The organism is Acidovorax sp. 56, from assembly GCF_002749705.1.
GTDB lineage: Bacteria > Pseudomonadota > Gammaproteobacteria > Burkholderiales > Burkholderiaceae_C > Acidovorax.
On the sequence record NZ_PEEV01000001.1, the window covers coordinates 3,697,330 to 3,714,868 of the forward strand.

General features: G+C 62.6%; 8 protein-coding genes and 1 CRISPR repeat array. Of the genes, 1 reads left to right on the top strand and 7 read right to left on the bottom strand.

Annotated features, from left to right (window positions below):
- Positions 1–13: 13 nt before the first annotated feature.
- Positions 14–316 carry an iron uptake protein gene (locus CLU88_RS16355; RefSeq protein ID WP_099657495.1) on the bottom strand — a complete coding sequence of 101 codons (303 nt, stop codon included), beginning with the start codon at positions 314–316 and terminating at the stop codon, positions 14–16.
- 264 nt (positions 317–580) lie between these two features.
- Between CLU88_RS16355 and CLU88_RS16360 the strand changes: the two genes are divergently transcribed.
- Positions 581–2,425, top strand: a complete 1,845-nt coding sequence (locus tag CLU88_RS16360) for an ABC transporter ATP-binding protein (RefSeq protein WP_199173538.1) — start codon at positions 581–583, stop codon at positions 2,423–2,425.
- Between the two features lie 66 nt (positions 2,426–2,491).
- Positions 2,492–8,535: direct repeats of the CRISPR family, unit length 28 nt; unit sequence TTTCTGAGCTGCCTATGCGGCAGTGAAC.
- Between the two features lie 139 nt (positions 8,536–8,674).
- On the opposite strand, the gene cas6f is transcribed toward CLU88_RS16360, so the two are convergent.
- From cas6f to cas1f, 6 genes are read right to left on the bottom strand one after another with little or no spacing between them, the layout of a single operon-like run.
- The gene (gene cas6f / locus CLU88_RS16365; protein ID WP_099658950.1) at positions 8,675–9,250 is read right to left on the bottom strand and encodes a type I-F CRISPR-associated endoribonuclease Cas6/Csy4; all 576 of its coding nucleotides are present in this window, start codon (positions 9,248–9,250) and stop codon (positions 8,675–8,677) included.
- A gap of 17 nt (positions 9,251–9,267) precedes the next feature.
- Entirely contained in the window at positions 9,268–10,293 is a 1,026-nt protein-coding gene (gene csy3 / locus CLU88_RS16370; protein WP_099657497.1) for a type I-F CRISPR-associated protein Csy3, read from the bottom strand.
- Positions 10,294–10,349: 56 nt separating this feature from the next.
- Complete coding sequence (gene csy2, locus CLU88_RS16375; protein ID WP_099657498.1) at positions 10,350–11,453, bottom strand: type I-F CRISPR-associated protein Csy2; 1,104 nt, start codon at positions 11,451–11,453, stop codon at positions 10,350–10,352.
- Positions 11,450–12,859 carry a type I-F CRISPR-associated protein Csy1 gene (gene csy1, locus CLU88_RS16380; protein WP_233205508.1) on the bottom strand — a complete coding sequence of 470 codons (1,410 nt, stop codon included), beginning with the start codon at positions 12,857–12,859 and terminating at the stop codon, positions 11,450–11,452. Before csy1 ends, csy2 begins: the two co-directional genes overlap by 4 nt.
- Before the next feature lie 45 nt (positions 12,860–12,904).
- Complete coding sequence (gene cas3f, locus CLU88_RS16385) at positions 12,905–16,444, bottom strand: type I-F CRISPR-associated helicase Cas3f (protein WP_099657500.1); 3,540 nt, start codon at positions 16,442–16,444, stop codon at positions 12,905–12,907.
- Entirely contained in the window at positions 16,441–17,487 is a 1,047-nt protein-coding gene (cas1f, locus tag CLU88_RS16390; protein ID WP_099657501.1) for a type I-F CRISPR-associated endonuclease Cas1f, read from the bottom strand. Before cas1f ends, cas3f begins: the two co-directional genes overlap by 4 nt.
- Positions 17,488–17,539 lie beyond the last annotated feature (52 nt).

Below are 17,539 nucleotides of genomic sequence, written 5' to 3' on the forward strand. Positions count from 1 at the left end.
GTGATCTCCCGTCTCAGACCAGCGTGGTCTGCAAAAGCGAGGCCGCGCCCGCCATCAGCGCCGCGCCACCCGCCAGCACCGCCCACACCCGCGCCAGGCTGCGGGCCGCAAAGGCCCAGCAAAACACCGTGACGTACAGCAAAAAAGCCAACATGGCGCACAGGTGTTCCGCGTCGTGGAACGACATGCCCAGCGCAAACAGGCCGGCCATGCTGAGCGCCACAAAGCCCCAGCAAAAGGCGTAGCCCCCCAGCACGGCGGCCGCAATGCGCAGCAGCACATGCCTGCGAGGGGTGGAGAGGGTTCCGGTGCTCATGGTGTGGGTAGATGAAAATAAATGAGAATGATTGGCGATTATCGTTTGGTGAAGACGTTTTGCCCACCTGTGGCCCTAGGTCTTGGGGGCATGCGCGGGTGCGGTTGGCGCAGTATTTTGTGAAAAAAAGGATTGAAGTGCCCGTGCGATAAGCGCTAAAAGCTATGAAATTAATAGCAAAAATGCCTTGGGGCCAATGTCGCCGGGCGGGCGCCGGCGCGCGTCCCCCACTACCATGGCGGCCTCTGGAGACCCTTGCCTGTGCTGTTCAAATTTTTCGAGAAACGCGTTCTTTCCTACCCCGCCCACGAGCCCACCCTGCCGCCCAAGGGCTTTGTGGCCTTTGTCTGGGCCTGCGCGCGCGGTGTGCGCGGCTACGTGCTGGCCATGGCGGGGCTGTCGGCCCTGATTGCCGTGTACGAGGCGCTGCTGTTTGCCGTGCTGGGCCGGGTGGTGGACTGGATTGCCGCCGCCACGCCCGCCACACTGTGGGCTCAGCGGGGCAACACCATGCTGTGGGTGGCCGCCGCCATGGTGGCCAGCATCGTGCTGGTGGCGCTGCAAACCAGCCTCAAGCACCAGGCGCTGGCCATCAACCTGCCGCTGCGCCTGCGCTGGAACTTTCACCGCCTGATGCTGGGCCAGAGCATGGCCTTCTATGCCGACGAGTTTGCGGGCCGCATCACCACCAAGATCATGCAGACCGCCCTGGCCGTGCGCGACATGCTCTTCACCACCACCGACGTGGTCGTGGGCATGGGCGTGTACCTTGTCACCATTTTGCTACTGGCGGGGGGCTTTGATGCGCGGCTGCTGCTGCCCTTTGGCGCATGGATCGTGTGCTACGGCCTGGCCTGCTGGTACTTTGTGCCGCGCCTGGGCCAGGTCAGCCGCGCGCAGGCCGATGCCCGCGCCCTCATGACCGGGCGCATCACCGACGCCTACACCAACATCGCCACCGTCAAGCTCTTCTCGCACACCCACCGCGAGGCCGAATTTGCCCGCGCCGCCATGGACGCCTTCAAGCTCACCGGCTACGCGCAGATGCGCTTGGTGAGCCTGTTTGAAATCGTCAACCAGGTGCTGGTGGTGGGCATGATCCTGGGGGCCTGCGGCACCGCGCTGTGGCTGTGGACCCAAGGCCAAGTGGGCGCAGGCGCCGTGGCCGCCGTCACGGCCATGTCCTTGCGCGTGGCGGGCCACGCCCACTGGGTGATGTGGGAAGTGACCACTTTGTTCGAGAGCGTGGGCACCATCCAGGACGGCATCAACACACTGACCCGCCCCCGCCAGGTGGTGGACGCCGCTGGCGCCCAGCCGCTGCGCGTCACGCAGGGCGAAGTGCGCTTTGAACAAGTGCGCTTTGCCTACCAGGACGATGGGCGCCCCGTCATCGACGCGCTGGACCTCACCATCCGCCCCGGTGAGCGGATCGGCCTCATCGGCCGCTCCGGCGCGGGCAAGTCCACGCTGGTCAACCTGCTGCTGCGTTTTCATGACCTGCAGGGCGGGCGCGTGCTGATCGACGGGCAGGACATCGCCCACGTCACGCAAGACAGCCTGCGCCACGCCATTGGCATGGTCACGCAAGACACCTCGCTGCTGCACCGCTCCATGCGCGACAACATCCTGTACGGCCGCCCCGACGCCAGCGAGGCCGACCTGCACGCCGCCGCTGAACGTGCCGAGGCCGCCGCCTTCATCGACACCCTGACCGACCTCCAAGGCCGCCGGGGCTACGAGGCCCATGTGGGCGAGCGCGGCGTCAAGCTCTCGGGCGGCCAGCGCCAGCGCGTGGCCATCGCCCGCGTCATGCTCAAAGACGCGCCCATCCTGCTGCTGGACGAAGCCACCAGCGCCCTCGACTCTGAGGTCGAAGCCGCCATCCAGCAAAGCCTGGACGGCCTCATGCAGGGCAAAACCGTCATCGCCATCGCCCACCGCCTGTCCACCATCGCAGCGATGGACCGCCTCATCGTCATGGATGCAGGCCGCATCGTCGAAGAAGGCACCCACGCCCAACTGCTGGCCCAGGGCGGCATCTACGCCCGTCTGTGGGCGCACCAGAGCGGCGGGTTCTTGGGAGAGGCGCAGCGCGGCGAGGAGTGAGGCGCAGAGTGCGTTTGGTTGCCTGATTGTGCAAATCCCACCTCATTTTGAGTCACCTGCTGAGGTGTCTGGGGCTGCCTGTGCGGCGGTGAACACCAGCACGGGGCGCGACTGCTCGGCAATGCATTTCTGAGCTGCCTATGCGGCAGTGAACACGGACCTTCCCGGCCTTGAGCAATTCAGGCATTTCTGAGCTGCTTATGCGGCAGTGAACCGTTTTCAGCGCCGTCGCCCTTGATGGCCCGCATTTCTGAGCTGCCTATGCGGCAGTGAACGACCTGTGGTTCACCGCCAAGGGCGGCCCGGTTTTCTGAGCTGCCTATGCGGCAGTGAACACTACGGTAAAGCCATGCTCTCCAGCGATCAATTTCTGAGCTGCCTATGCGGCAGTGAACAGCATGGGGTAGTCGTTTAAGCCACGGGCCTATTTCTGAGCTGCCTATGCGGCAGTGAACGGAACGCGCATTGGCACTGACCAGACTCTGACTTTTCTGAGCTGCCTATGCGGCAGTGAACCCACATGTTCGGGCTTGATGTGCGGGGGGCACTGTTTCTGAGCTGCCTATGCGGCAGTGAACACCGTAGGCCGTGGATTCGTTGTCCATGTGAATTTTCTGAGCTGCCTATGCGGCAGTGAACGACGGCGTGCGCCGGCGGGCTGTAAAGGCGCTTTTCTGAGCTGCCTATGCGGCAGTGAACTCGGGCGTGACGCTGCCCCAGGCCCATGGCATTTTCTGAGCTGCCTATGCGGCAGTGAACATTGGCAAGACGTTTGTGCTGATCTACAACGATTTCTGAGCTGCCTATGCGGCAGTGAACCGTGCTTGGAAAAAATGCCGGTGCCCGTTGTGTTTCTGAGCTGCCTATGCGGCAGTGAACGTGCGGGTAATAGGGTGCACAGACCACCACGTTTTTCTGAGCTGCCTATGCGGCAGTGAACGCCAGCACGCTGCTGCTGGGCCAGACCAGCAATTTCTGAGCTGCCTATGCGGCAGTGAACATGCGCCTCCCCGATGTCGTCCTGCATCTGCATTTCTGAGCTGCCTATGCGGCAGTGAACGGCAGCCGTGGCCCGTGCTGGCGGTATTTACATTTCTGAGCTGCCTATGCGGCAGTGAACAAGTACCCGGCCAGCTGGGCGGCGATGAAGCCTTTCTGAGCTGCCTATGCGGCAGTGAACGTCGGTGATCTGCGTGGCGACCGTCAGCTTTGTTTTCTGAGCTGCCTATGCGGCAGTGAACGCCCGCGAGCAAGTGGGCTCGGTTCAGGCCCTTTTCTGAGCTGCCTATGCGGCAGTGAACTGCCCCAGTGGCGCACGTAGGTTTTCGCAATGTTTCTGAGCTGCCTATGCGGCAGTGAACTGCTGCGACCGCTGGTCAGCAGCTGCGCAGAGTTTCTGAGCTGCCTATGCGGCAGTGAACAAAAGAGAAGGCCGCCCGCGAAGCAAAGGTTCTTTCTGAGCTGCCTATGCGGCAGTGAACGTGCTCCAGCTGCAGCCAGTAGTGCGGCTCCATTTCTGAGCTGCCTATGCGGCAGTGAACACGACTTTCGTTTGGTAGGGTCGCAGGCTGATTTTCTGAGCTGCCTATGCGGCAGTGAACATGAGGCCGTGCGGGTCTTGCCGCCGCCTGTCTTTCTGAGCTGCCTATGCGGCAGTGAACAGCACCGTGATTTTTGCCGCCGGCTTCATCGTTTTCTGAGCTGCCTATGCGGCAGTGAACGTTTTGACATCGTGTATCAGGGTTTCCATGTCTTTCTGAGCTGCCTATGCGGCAGTGAACCCGTGGAATACGCCTACGTGGACGGTTCCGAGTTTCTGAGCTGCCTATGCGGCAGTGAACAGGTCGGCCAGCAGCGCCTTGCCTTCCTTGGTTTTCTGAGCTGCCTATGCGGCAGTGAACGCCAGGATGTGCCCCGCCTCGGCGCCCTTGTCTTTCTGAGCTGCCTATGCGGCAGTGAACGCCGAGGCGCTGCAGGACTACCCGGCGTGGCATTTCTGAGCTGCCTATGCGGCAGTGAACCACGTAGTCCGGCCCGGCGGGGTGCCGCTCCAGTTTCTGAGCTGCCTATGCGGCAGTGAACATTGCGGCCAGCCAGCAGCGCCCAATTTGCGATTTCTGAGCTGCCTATGCGGCAGTGAACAGAGGTGGCCACATGCTGAACGCCTTCACCATTTTCTGAGCTGCCTATGCGGCAGTGAACAACTTGATAGCGGACTCTGCGGCCATGACGCTTTTCTGAGCTGCCTATGCGGCAGTGAACACACCCGTTGTTAAGAGATGCTGGGCGCTGGGTTTTCTGAGCTGCCTATGCGGCAGTGAACGACGATCACCCGGTGGGAGCAAGCCCAGCACCTTTTCTGAGCTGCCTATGCGGCAGTGAACCTGTTGGTGTTGTCATGGCAACTATTTGCAGTTTTCTGAGCTGCCTATGCGGCAGTGAACGACGGAAGACAGTGGATCGCTGGCGCGAACAATTTCTGAGCTGCCTATGCGGCAGTGAACGGTTTCGGTGACTTGCGGATCCAAACCAAACATTTCTGAGCTGCCTATGCGGCAGTGAACCCACCAGGGCTCGCGCGCGATGCGTCTATCGATTTCTGAGCTGCCTATGCGGCAGTGAACGCATGGCGAAACTGACCTTCGCGGGTGCAGCATTTCTGAGCTGCCTATGCGGCAGTGAACCGCCAGCCTGCCGCCTTCGACCATTCGCTTGATTTCTGAGCTGCCTATGCGGCAGTGAACCGCCTGATTCGCATGCGCGGCAATTTGGCAGATTTCTGAGCTGCCTATGCGGCAGTGAACGTAGTACGCCTTGAGAAATGGCTCGTCCTCAATTTTCTGAGCTGCCTATGCGGCAGTGAACCCTGGCCGAGGCGCAGAACGCATTCAACGCATTTTCTGAGCTGCCTATGCGGCAGTGAACGTCCCGCTGGGCGTGGCTGCGGCTATCGAACATTTCTGAGCTGCCTATGCGGCAGTGAACCCCCGAGGTGGCCGCGTCGTTCCACGACTTCTTTTCTGAGCTGCCTATGCGGCAGTGAACTCTTTGAACGACGCAGAGATGCGCGCCATTGATTACTGAGCTGCCTATGCGGCAGTGAACTGGCGCTCCCGCCGTTGCAAACCTTGCACTGGCTTTCTGAGCTGCCTATGCGGCAGTGAACATACTTGCCGCCTTTCTCGGACCATTGGTAAATTTCTGAGCTGCCTATGCGGCAGTGAACGTGCTCCAGCTGCAGCCAGTAGTGCGGCTCCATTTCTGAGCTGCCTATGCGGCAGTGAACCTGCCAACGCGGGGCAACACCTCCCCAGTGAAATTTCTGAGCTGCCTATGCGGCAGTGAACCACAAAACCGCATCTTCCTCGGGCCATCCGTTTTTCTGAGCTGCCTATGCGGCAGTGAACGGCCACTTCATCCGTAACGGGTGGCTGCCTCCTTTCTGAGCTGCCTATGCGGCAGTGAACCACAAATCCTCGGCGGGATGCTCTCGGGCCATTTTCTGAGCTGCCTATGCGGCAGTGAACTTGTGTAAGCGACTCCCATCGTATCCGGGAGATTTCTGAGCTGCCTATGCGGCAGTGAACGATGCGCAGGCGTTGCGGGATGGGACGTATCATTTCTGAGCTGCCTATGCGGCAGTGAACACTGACGCCACCGACGTGCACACCGGCAAGCATTTCTGAGCTGCCTATGCGGCAGTGAACGCCTCTCCGTGTCACTCAGCGGCGCAGGCGCTTTTCTGAGCTGCCTATGCGGCAGTGAACCAGTGCCGCATGCTCGCGGCCTTCTTTTTTCATTTCTGAGCTGCCTATGCGGCAGTGAACAAGCTGGTGCCAGAAGATGCAACTGAGGCGATTTTCTGAGCTGCCTATGCGGCAGTGAACTCAATCCTGCGAGGCGTCGCGATAGCAGCAGTTTTCTGAGCTGCCTATGCGGCAGTGAACTCAATCCTGCGAGGCGTCGCGATAGCAGCAGTTTTCTGAGCTGCCTATGCGGCAGTGAACATGATGGTGATTGCTTCGACCGGGGCCGAAATTTTCTGAGCTGCCTATGCGGCAGTGAACGCGGGTGCCAAGGTGAAGTACATCGACCTGCTTTTCTGAGCTGCCTATGCGGCAGTGAACAAGTTCGCCCGCTGTCCGAATCGACTTGGAAGGTTTCTGAGCTGCCTATGCGGCAGTGAACACATCCTGCGCCATCGCTCGGGCCCTCTCAAGTTTCTGAGCTGCCTATGCGGCAGTGAACGTTCTTCAACGCGAAGGCGGAGTCATCAAAGCTTTCTGAGCTGCCTATGCGGCAGTGAACACGCTGACCACCGACATGGTGCTGGCCGGCCTTTTCTGAGCTGCCTATGCGGCAGTGAACCTTGTGCTGCTCTGTGCTACATGCCATCGCTGTTTCTGAGCTGCCTATGCGGCAGTGAACGCTGACGATGTTCACGTTTGTAAGCACCTGCATTTCTGAGCTGCCTATGCGGCAGTGAACTGATGAGGTTGCGCAGCCACTGCGCCGCGAACGTTTCTGAGCTGCCTATGCGGCAGTGAACGGGCTGACCAAGGCCACGCAGGCTGCGGTTGATTTCTGAGCTGCCTATGCGGCAGTGAACTTTTGCTTCACCCAGCGAGCAGCCATGCCATTTTTCTGAGCTGCCTATGCGGCAGTGAACGTATAGATCGCGTGGGCGATTGCTTCGTCATCTTTCTGAGCTGCCTATGCGGCAGTGAACGTGCTGCGGCAGATGAGGTGCTGCGTCTGGATTTTCTGAGCTGCCTATGCGGCAGTGAACTTGGTGGTGACGGTGTGCAGCGGCTCGCGCATTTTCTGAGCTGCCTATGCGGCAGTGAACATGGAGCGCATCGGCACGTCCCCCAGCATCCGTTTCTGAGCTGCCTATGCGGCAGTGAACGAGATGTTGTCCACCTTGGCACGCTGGTTGTTTTTCTGAGCTGCCTATGCGGCAGTGAACTTCAGGTGTGAATCGAAGGAGTGAATCGGAGATTTCTGAGCTGCCTATGCGGCAGTGAACGTGACGGCTGCAGACCATAGCGCGGCGTTTGATTTCTGAGCTGCCTATGCGGCAGTGAACTTGTAGACCGCCCTCACCCCCTTTTGCTCATGTTTCTGAGCTGCCTATGCGGCAGTGAACAGCGTCTGCCCACCCCTGGCCCGCGCCATCGTTTTCTGAGCTGCCTATGCGGCAGTGAACCTGCCGCTGATGGCCGGCAGGGCTTCCCAATATTTCTGAGCTGCCTATGCGGCAGTGAACATGCAGCCGAAGCATTGCGCGAGCTGCGCGACATTTCTGAGCTGCCTATGCGGCAGTGAACCAGGTGGTCGATGGATTGAGCGTGATCGCAAATTTCTGAGCTGCCTATGCGGCAGTGAACAGCACCAGGACATCACGCTCCGGGTAGCGTGATTTCTGAGCTGCCTATGCGGCAGTGAACGTTCTCCGTGCTGGCGCACTGCGTGCCCGACATTTCTGAGCTGCCTATGCGGCAGTGAACTTCCGCCCGTGGATGGCCTGGGCTGCTGCAGTTTTCTGAGCTGCCTATGCGGCAGTGAACAATAGTCGCAAGAAGGCTAAGCCTATCCTGACTTTCTGAGCTGCCTATGCGGCAGTGAACCGGATCAGCTGCTGCAGGGCCGTGCGGGTGTATTTCTGAGCTGCCTATGCGGCAGTGAACGTGAAGTGCCAGCAGCGCCAGGTTGTGGAGAATTTCTGAGCTGCCTATGCGGCAGTGAACCACATCAAGCAGGCGCTCGCGGCAGCGGTTCATTTCTGAGCTGCCTATGCGGCAGTGAACAATGGCCGCCGTCAGCTCGGCCGCCGACATCGTTTCTGAGCTGCCTATGCGGCAGTGAACGGAGGGAGGGATGAGACTCCCCGGCGGCGGTTTTTCTGAGCTGCCTATGCGGCAGTGAACAGCAGTCCACTACCGCACCGGCGGCGACAGCTTTTCTGAGCTGCCTATGCGGCAGTGAACCTGGTCGTGCTGACGTTCGCTGGGCAAAGGGTTTTCTGAGCTGCCTATGCGGCAGTGAACATGCCCTGGAACACAGGCTTCACCAGCGTTTCTTTCTGAGCTGCCTATGCGGCAGTGAACTAGAAGTCTAGCCTCGCAAGCACTTGATTTTTAAAGAACATTCCCCGTTCAAGCCAGAACACCCCAATTTCTGGGGTGTTCCGTAAGTGCTTGATTTACAAGGCCATGCCCAGGCCTCGTAAAAAAGGGTCAAACCTGCTTAAAACCAGGGCACGGTCGCCTCGTGCCCCAGGCCGTAGGCGTTGAAAGCCCCCGCCACGGGCAGCGGCTGCAACGGGCCATGCTCCACGCACAGGCAAAACGGCTGGCCCGTGCTGCTGCTGCGCAGTTGCACAAACGGCAGGTCGGGGCGGCGCTCTACTGTGTCGGGGATAGCGGCTGCGGCCTGCTCGGCGGTTTCACCCTTGCGCTGCATGCGGCGGCGGCGCAGGCGGTCTACATTGGTCTTGAACTGGCGGCGGCACACGGTGCGGTGCGGTGCGTTGGCGGGCACCGGCAGCAGCTCGCCCACCTGCGTGTGGTCGCGCATGCCCTTGAGCCAGTCTTGCCCCATCAGGCGCTGCAATGCATCGGGCGTGCCGTGCAGGCGCAGCACCGCGCCCAGGGTGCGTTTTGTCAGCGGCTGGCCGATGTGCTGCGGGTAGCTCACACCAATGTCGGTGGTCTGCCCCAGCGCCAGGGCCCGGTGCAGCTTGGCCACCAGCGCACCCAGCAGGTGCGCGTGGCTGAACTCCGGGTCCGGCAGCAGGGTGATGTTGATGTAATGCGTGGTCATGGAGAGCGCCTCGCGCATCAGCTGGCGTCGCCAAACACACCGCCACGGATCAGCACCGCCATCACAAAGTGCTGCTGCTCGACCGGCGGCGCCTGGTCTTTCAGCAGCCAGTTGTCCAGCAGGGTGTAGAAGTCCAGCTTCTGCTTGGGCTGGCGGTAGGCCTTGCCCTGGGTGGTGACGGAGCCGTAGGGCTCCACCGCGATGGGGCCCAGTTCTTCAGCGCCTTCGTACCAGGTGTCGATGGTGCGGATGGCGTTACCGATCTTTTGTGAGTGGATGGCAGCCACACCATCCACGTGGTACAGCGTCTTGCTCTTTCCAGTCTTCTCTTTGTCCAAGATCAGCTCTTGCGATGGGAACACCTCTTGCCCCGCAGCCTGGCGTACAAAGGCGGTGATGCGCAGCAGCACGTGCTGTGACCCGGCCAGCCCGGCGGCAATCGTCTGGCCCAGCTCGTCCAGGCCTTTTGCTTCTGTATTGATAGCATCTACCGCGCGTGTATTAAGCGCCAGGGCATCAAAATACCATGTATGCGCGGCCTGCCCGCCTTGCATCTGATCCACCGTGACTTGCACCTGTTCGGCCCCGGCGCGGTTGCGCCACAAGAAGCGGCCGTTGGCCAGGTTGGCCGCGTAGCGGCGGGCCAGTTCACCAAAGCCGTGCTGCTGCACATAGCCTTGCACCGTGGCCAGCAGCTTGGCTTGGTAGGCCGCGCTGTTGCAGGCCGATGGTGTGCCCGCGCCGCCCAGCATGCGCAACGTGAACTGCACCTTGAGCGTGTCGGCCTCGGCTGGCAGGGCGGCCACGTCCACGGTTTGCAGGTTGGGGTTCTCGATGGCGGCATCCAGCTTGGCGGGGTCTTGGTCCTTGGCCTTGAGGCGGTTGCTGATGGTGCCGCGCACAGATTTTTCACGGACAGTGACGGGCTGCCACGCGTGCGACTGTGCGCGGTCGTCCCAGCGGCCTGCGTGGAACACGGCGTCGGATGGGTCCAGCTTGCGTTCAAAGGCCAGGACGGAAGCGGTAGTGAGTTTGTCGGTCATGGTGTCAATCTTTCAAAAATAGGGGTGTTGAATGCGAAAGGGCAGGCACGCGGGGCTCAGGTGTATGCATAGGCCTCGTCGTCATCCCATTCGTCCAACTCGTCCAGCGTGTCGGTAGTGGAGTTGCCGTCTGGGCCAGCGCCAGCGCCTTCCGCCTTGGCGGGTTGGTAGCCATTGCGGCAGCGGTAAAGGCCCTGCGCTTCGTCGGCTTCGGCATGCCACAGCAACTGGACCAGATGCGTCAGGCGGTGCGGGCTGATCCACTCGCCCAGGGCGTAGACCGATTCCACAAACCGCATGGGCACGCTGGCATCGCGTGCATTGCGCACGGTGCCGGGGGCATGGCTGGGCGTGAGCGCGGCATAGCCCACGGGGATGGGCACCACCCAGCCGCTGCCCTTGGGCCGCTGTGGGTCCGCCCACTTCACCTGCCCGTCGGGCGCTGGGACTCCGCCGTCAGGCACCACAGGCGCGTAGTTAAAGCGGGCCGCATGCAGCCAGGCGTCCAGCAGGGTGGCGTCGGGCTGGGTGGTGCGCAGCGCATGCAGGCGCTCGGCCAGCAGGTCATCACGCCCCACCAGGGCAAAGCCCGGCAGCCACTGCCGCCGCCATTGGCGGAACTCTTTCTCTGCCGCCCCGGGGGCTTCAGGCACGATGGCCATCCAGGGCCGCACGCGCTTGCCCGGCACTGGGCGCGATGGCAGCACGCTGCCCCCCGCCACGCGCATGCCCGCCAGGATGTGGCCTGCTTTCGCAGCCCAGTCGTCCAACTGGGTTTGGTTGCTTTGCACCAGTGCTGCAGGGGTGCCGGGCGTGCGCTTTTCTGACACGGCCAGCACCAGCGTGATCTGCAGGTGCATGCGGCCTTCTTCCACGATGGCGGCGGTGCTGCCGTCTTTGTCCACCGGGTTGCGCGTGAGGTTGAAGTTGCGCACATAGCCCTGAGTGACCTGCTCCTGATGGTGGTGGCACACCACGCCTACGCCCTGCAGTTGCAGGGGTACACCGGCCTGGGCCAGCTTGCGCTGCAGTGCCCACATCACGCCTGTGAAGGCAGTGATGGACGGGAAGCCGTGCGTGAGCGGGCTGCCAACGGCGTTGGCGTTTTGGATGCACAGGTGGGGCAGGACGAGGATGGCTTGGGTTTGCTGCGGGCTCATGGGTTCTCCTCCCGCAGTGCTACCAGTTCCGCATGCGTTTTGCGGATGGGGATGTAGTGGGGCGCATCCAGCTTGTTGCGCAATTCGCGCAACTGCTGCTTGAACCCGTCCTCGTCAGTCAGAAGCACCTTCTTCCACTCGCGTGCTTCGGCATCACCCACGGGTAGCTTGTCGCGCAATTGCGCGTTGAGCCAGCCGGCAAAGGCTTTGCCGATGGCTGCGGGCCAATTCATGTACTGCCAGTCATGTGCAAACTGGGCTTCTTCGGGTATCTCTGCGCGTAAAGGGTCCAGCCAAAGCGCCTCTTCGTAGGCCAGTTCTTTAAAGCGCTCGTCATCCCGGCTCCAGCCCGGTGGCAGGATCTGTTGCAACTCGGCAGCCAGCGACACCAGCTCGTCCACCAGCGCGTCGAGCAGTTCCTCGCGCCGATCACGGGTGGCCAGGTTGGCGTCGGGGGCGGACTCCAAAAACACCCGCAGCGCCCGCACCGTGCGGCGCACCTCGGGCCGGGCGATGAACAGTCGGTCAAACACCGAAGTGGCATGCACCGGCAACCGCACTGCGCTGACCTTCCACTGCGGTGGCAGCGACGACAGCAGATAGTTCACCCCCCGCCGCTCGCTGTTGAGCTGGCTGATGTTCTGCGGCTTGGTGCCGCCCATGTTCTGCACGGCCAGGCCTGGGTAGTCGTGGAACACGCCGTCATGCACCTTGCGCTCGCGCCGCGCCTGGCGGGCAGCCTTGTTGGCCTCGCCAAAGCGGTCTTCCTGCACCTGGGCGTGCACCGCATGTGCGAGCGATGTGGCATACAGCGGGGCCAGCAGGGTGTAGTGGGAGTCGTCGCAGGCGTCAGTGTCGGTGAGCCAGTAGAGCTGCTTGGCCAGCGTGTGACTGCTGGGGCCTTCAGCGCGGGGCTGTGTCAGCGACACAAAAGCATCGCGCAGCGCCTGCGTTTGTGCCGGGTCGGTGTGCAGCGCAGACAGCGCATCGGCATCCTGCGCCAGCAGGGCGGTGAGCAGGCTGCGCCCGTTCACCTCCAGCTTGAGCAGCTTGTACACATCCAGCGCAGCCGCATTGCCCACCACGTCGCCCACAAAATGCTCGCCCAGCGCGTGGCTGCCCAGTTCGGTCAGCGGGGGCTGGGTACGGGGCTCTACATACAGGTTGGTGCCCCGGGCATCAGGGTGGATGGGTTTGAGGGAGTGGGTGACGGCCTGGATTTGCTGCACGCGTCGTGCGGCGTCATCCAGCCACGCGGCGGGTTGATGCTGTGCAATCAACTCCGTGCGTTTGCCATCCTCATCGGCTTTGAGCTTCTCCAGCTTGGCATGCAGTCGCTCTTGCAGAAATGCGTGGATCGCCTCTTGGTAGTTGCTAAAGGTGGGCGGTGCGTCATTCATTGGCATGCATTGGCCCTCCGGGTGGGTTATGTCTTCGGTACCTCTCTGTCATCAAGACGCCTCCTTCTTGTTGAAACCTAGTTGTTCGTGCCACCGCCAGCCTGCCTGCGATTCAGGCAGGCTGGCGGTGGCATAGCGTTCTGCACATTGCTCCAGCGGCAAGCCCTGCGCATCTGCCAGTGCAGCCAGTTCCTCCATCAAACCCAACTGCGGCCAGGGCGACACGCTGGGTGATGCCAGTTGCGCTGGGGGCACCGGGTGGCACAGGCTTTGGTGGATGGGCACATAGAGCTTTTCGTAGCGCCGCTCCCCGTCCTGCACGCGGTGCAGCAACAGCGTTTCTTCCTCCTCGTCCGGCAGCAGGGCCACATCGTCGCGTGGTAGTGGGTCGTAGCGAAAGCTCTGGACCTGCGGCAGCAGGCCGGTGAGCCACAGCTGACCGGGGTGCGCCCAATGCAGGAAGGCCGCGCGCTCTGGGGCAGTGGTGTATTTGCTGGCCGGAGAGCGCTGCAACATGGCGTCTCGCATGCGCTCGTGTTCCAGGTCGGCCCAATGGCGGCGTGGGTGGTATTGCGCAGTGGCAGCCTCAATGCGCGGTTGGGCATCCACCGCCCACGGTTCAGCGTCTTTGACCAAACGCGTCATCAGTTGGCTCAGGTTATGGCTGTGCAGGTAGAAGTTCTGTGCAGCGTCGCTCGACCCTGGCGGCTGTGGGTCCATTTCAAAGCCTGGTTTGCAAAACGCCGCTTTGCTCTTGTCTTTGAAGTGCCGCAGGTTGCTGTCCAGCACCACCATGTTCACACCGCCCACAGCCCCAGGCCGATGCCGCCGCACGCGCCCGGCCAGCTGGATGAGCGAGCGCATGGACGAGGGCTCGACTACGGCCCAGTCATAGTCGTGGTCGCGGCCCACTTCGGTCACGGGGCTGCCCAGCACGATGAACAGGTGATGGGGCTCGGGGTGGGTGTCAATGAGGGCGCGCAGGGCGGGGCGGTGCAGCGCGGGGTCGTGCCCGTCTTTGGCACCCCGGCGGTTGAGCAAGGTGTCCAGTTGCTGCTCGATGGCCGAGCGCAGCAGCAGCGGGAACTGCGAGTGGTACACGCACAGGTGAATGCGGACCTGGCCTTGCAGCGCGGGCGGCAGTGCGTCTGGCGCGTACATGGCCAGCGCCACGTCGTACAGCGGGGCAATGTTGGCCATGCGGATGAGGCCCAGGCTCACGCGCTTTCCGCTGGCATCGGCGCTATGGTTGTGGGGCTGCTGGTGCAGTTGCCAAGCTTGTCCCAGCACCAGGCGGGCAAAGTCTTTGCGGCGTTCGGCTTCTTGCATGCTGTGCCAGGTGTCGGGCAGGGGAGCAATCTGCGCGAGTCGCCGCACCTCGGCCTGCTTCAGCTTGGCAACACGCTTGTGCACGTACTGGGTGTGCGCTTCGCGGAAGGCGGCTCCATCTGCGCAGTCTTGCGTGGTCTGGTGGAATTCGTCGATCCACAGGCAGCAGATGTTCACAGGCTCGCTGGGCCGTTCGCTGCGGTGGCGCTGGTACACGGCGCGCCCGGCACGGTAGGCCAGAAACAGCCCTTCCACCAGCGCAGGCGGCAGCGTGGCCGATGAGAGCAGCACGCGGCTGCCCAGCAGGCCCGCCCAGTGCACCAGCCGGGTGAGGGCGGGCAGGTCGGCCATGTCAAAGTCGTCGGGCTCGTCCAGCACCAGGTCGCTGGTCAGCAGGCGCAGCATGGGCGCAATCTGGCGGCCGCCGCGCAGGCTTTCGGTGGCAGGGGTGAGGTGGTCTACGGTGCACACTAGCAGGGGCGCGGCAATCAGCGCGCGGGCTTTGGCGTCGTCGGTCAGGCGCTGGAGTAGCGGGTGCTGGTCGTTGCCCTCAAAGAGTACGGTGCCCGCTTCGTCCAGCAGCGCCTGGCTGGATGCCGAGCCCGTGGCTTCGGCCTGCTGTTCCCAGTATTCAAACAGTGCCCGGCTGGCCGCACCGCCGACCTGGATGGCCAGTTGCTCGTCATTCAGCTGCAGGTCGTTCTGGAACACGCGCCCGGTTTGCAGCGTGAGCGTGCGCAGCCCCATGGCAAAGGCGCAGCGCAGTCCGGTGGCCGGGTCGGCCAGTGCGTTCATCACCCGGGCATTGCCTAATGTTTTGCCGCAGCCGGTGGAGGCCATGTTGACGATGAAGGCACCCTGCTGCGCTGCGCGGGTGCGCACGCTGGCGGCCAGGTCTGCAGCCTTGTCTTGCCAGGCAAAGCGTGGGTCTGCGCTGCGCTTTTTGAGGGGCTTGTGGCTTTTGAGCGCGGGCAGGCTGCGGGTGAGGCTGGGCAGAGAGCGAGCCACCAGCGTGGCGTGGGCCTGCACGCCCAGCAGGTGTTCGTCCAGTGTTTGATTGAAAAGTGGGCTCTTGCGCTTATCTGTCAAGCGCGAGCAGCTATTGTTTTGATAGTGATTGCTGCGGGTGTTGGCGTAGAGCGGGTAGCCTTGGTTGAGGTGCGGGGCGCGTGCCGTGGTGTCAGTGAGGCTGGAGTAATGGTGGTCCGCCAGCATGAGGCACAGGCGCGCAACGTGCATGGCAAAGGGATCGTGCAGCACCGTGCCTTGTCCGGCGGTTTGCGACAACTCCAGCAGCTTGCGTGCATAGCGAGCGGCCTGCTTGCGCCAGGCGGGCTGGGTGACGGGCAGCCCGTGCGGGAAGTGCCAGTGGGCGGCGAGTGTTGAGGCCGGCACGCTTTCACGGGGTTCGTTCCAGTCGGCGCTGATGCGCAGCAGCACGTCGTCCAGATCGCTGGTGTTGATGAAGCTGGGCCGCGCGCCAAAGCGGCGGTAGGTATGCCGGGCGTCCTCCAAGTCTTCAGCCTCCATGCCTTGCGACTGCTTGACGGGCATGCAGGGCAGGCGGTGGTGGGTGAACACCAGCCAAGCCACCGCCTGGGCCAGCGGCGGCAGGTGTGCGAATGGCAAGTGCTGCTTGGCCTGAGGCTCATCCAGCCCATCGCGCAGCAGCCGCCCACCTGCATGGTCCAGCCACGCTGCCTCCAACGCCTGCGCATCGGTGTCTGCGTCGGCATACGCCGCCAGCCGTTGCAGCCAGCCAGCGTCATCGTCCTGGCCCACGAAGGCCTGGAACAGCCGTACCGACACCCACTCATGCCGGTAGTGGTTGCGCTCGCGCAGGCCAGGGTTCCTGAGCTTGTCTTGAAACGCCTGCGTGGCCTTGCCCAGGTCGTGCAGCAGGGCGGCGAGTGCAGCCAGGGTCGTCATCAGCGGCAGGTGGTGCCAGGCGTTTTCGTCGCCTGCGCGCAGTACGTTGCTGGCTGTGGTGTTGGTGGGCACGGCGCCCTGGTCGTTGAACTGGCTTGCATCGCCCACAACCCACAGCAGTTCGCTGTGGTCGCGCCCGCGAATCCAGTGGCAGGCCACGGCGGTGTTCTTGCGGGCTGTCTGGCGCAGCAGCTTGCGCACGGTGTCCAGCCCGGCCTGGGTGATGGGCGTTTGCCAGGTGCGCTCACCGCGCCGCTCTGCAAACTGGTCGAGGATGCGGCGGGTTTCCGTCAGTGCGCGCTTGGAGCATTGCGAGACAAACAGCACATTCATGCAGAGCCCTCGGTGCCGGAGGCTGTGGCAGGTGCCATGTCAGGTTTCGTGTCCGGTGCCGTGTCTGTCTGCTGCGCCAGCCGAGCGGTGTCGATAGCTATGGCTTTGAGCTGGTCGATCATGAAGTCCAGCGCTTCACTGCGAGTCAAGGCCTCGATGCACTGGCGGCGAAACTGCTGCTCGTCATCACCGCGCATGGCGGACACAAAGGCCTGCGGCACGATGATGGCGTCTTTGACCAGATCCGCTGCATCAAACACCAGCCCACCGCGCCGCGTTTTGCCATGCAGCACGGCCAGCCCGTGTGGCAGACCCAGCACCCAGGTGGCGGTGGCCCCCAGGCCATAGGCCAGGTAGTTGCCGTGGTCCAGAAAACGGTTAGCAGCATCGGTGCCACTGCCGCGCTTGGCGCGGGTGAAGTCGCCATAGCCGCAGGTCTGCACCGCCAGCTTGTACAGCGCCTTGGTCAGCCGGGCTTCGTCGGTGAGCATGGCGGTGATGTCGGGCGCGTTGGCTACCATGGGCTTGAACTGGGCCACCAGCGCCTGCACTGCATCGGTGGGGACGTTAAACCCCGCTTCGCGCAGTGCCCGGGTGGTCCATTGGGCGGGTAGCCAGTTCAGACGCTGCAGTTGCAGTTGCTTGGCGGCCGCCAGCCGCAGTTCATCGTCAAACCAGAAGCGCACCCACGCTTGCAGGTATTCGGTGGGGCGGTACTCGCTTTGGGGCGAGAGCCAGGCCACTTCCACATCCATCTCGTTGGCGGCAAACAGTGGTGTGCCGCCGCCACCGCAAAAGCCCACCAGCACACCGGCTTTGGCCAGCTCTCGCATCGCCGCCTGGGTGATGGAGGTGCCCGTGCCCAGCAGGATGCTGGTGGTGTTGGCGATGGGAATGTTCCAGTACAGCTGACGTTTGCCTGCGTCTGTAACGTATTCCACACGGCCACCATTCACCAGCACGCGACAGTGCTCCAGGTAGTAGATGTTGGCCCGTTTCGAGTGGAGGATGGTCCGGAGTTCGGTCGCTGTCACTGATTCCATGCGGATTGTGTGCAAACTGTTACCTTGATGGCAGCATAGCTTGTACAAATTC

What these genes read in the sequence shown, in the direction of transcription:
- CLU88_RS16355 (WP_099657495.1), bottom strand. Translation starts at nt 316, where the DNA reads ATGAGCACCGGAACCCTCTCCACCCCTCGCAGGCATGTGCTGCTGCGC.
- cas6f (WP_099658950.1), bottom strand. Translation starts at nt 9,250, where the DNA reads ATGACCACGCATTACATCAACATCACCCTGCTGCCGGACCCGGAGTTC.
- csy3 (WP_099657497.1), bottom strand. Translation starts at nt 10,293, where the DNA reads ATGACCGACAAACTCACTACCGCTTCCGTCCTGGCCTTTGAACGCAAG.
- csy2 (WP_099657498.1), bottom strand. Translation starts at nt 11,453, where the DNA reads ATGAGCCCGCAGCAAACCCAAGCCATCCTCGTCCTGCCCCACCTGTGC.
- csy1 (WP_233205508.1), bottom strand. Translation starts at nt 12,859, where the DNA reads ATGCCAATGAATGACGCACCGCCCACCTTTAGCAACTACCAAGAGGCG.
- cas3f (WP_099657500.1), bottom strand. Translation starts at nt 16,444, where the DNA reads ATGAATGTGCTGTTTGTCTCGCAATGCTCCAAGCGCGCACTGACGGAA.
- cas1f (WP_099657501.1), bottom strand. Translation starts at nt 17,487, where the DNA reads ATGGAATCAGTGACAGCGACCGAACTCCGGACCATCCTCCACTCGAAA.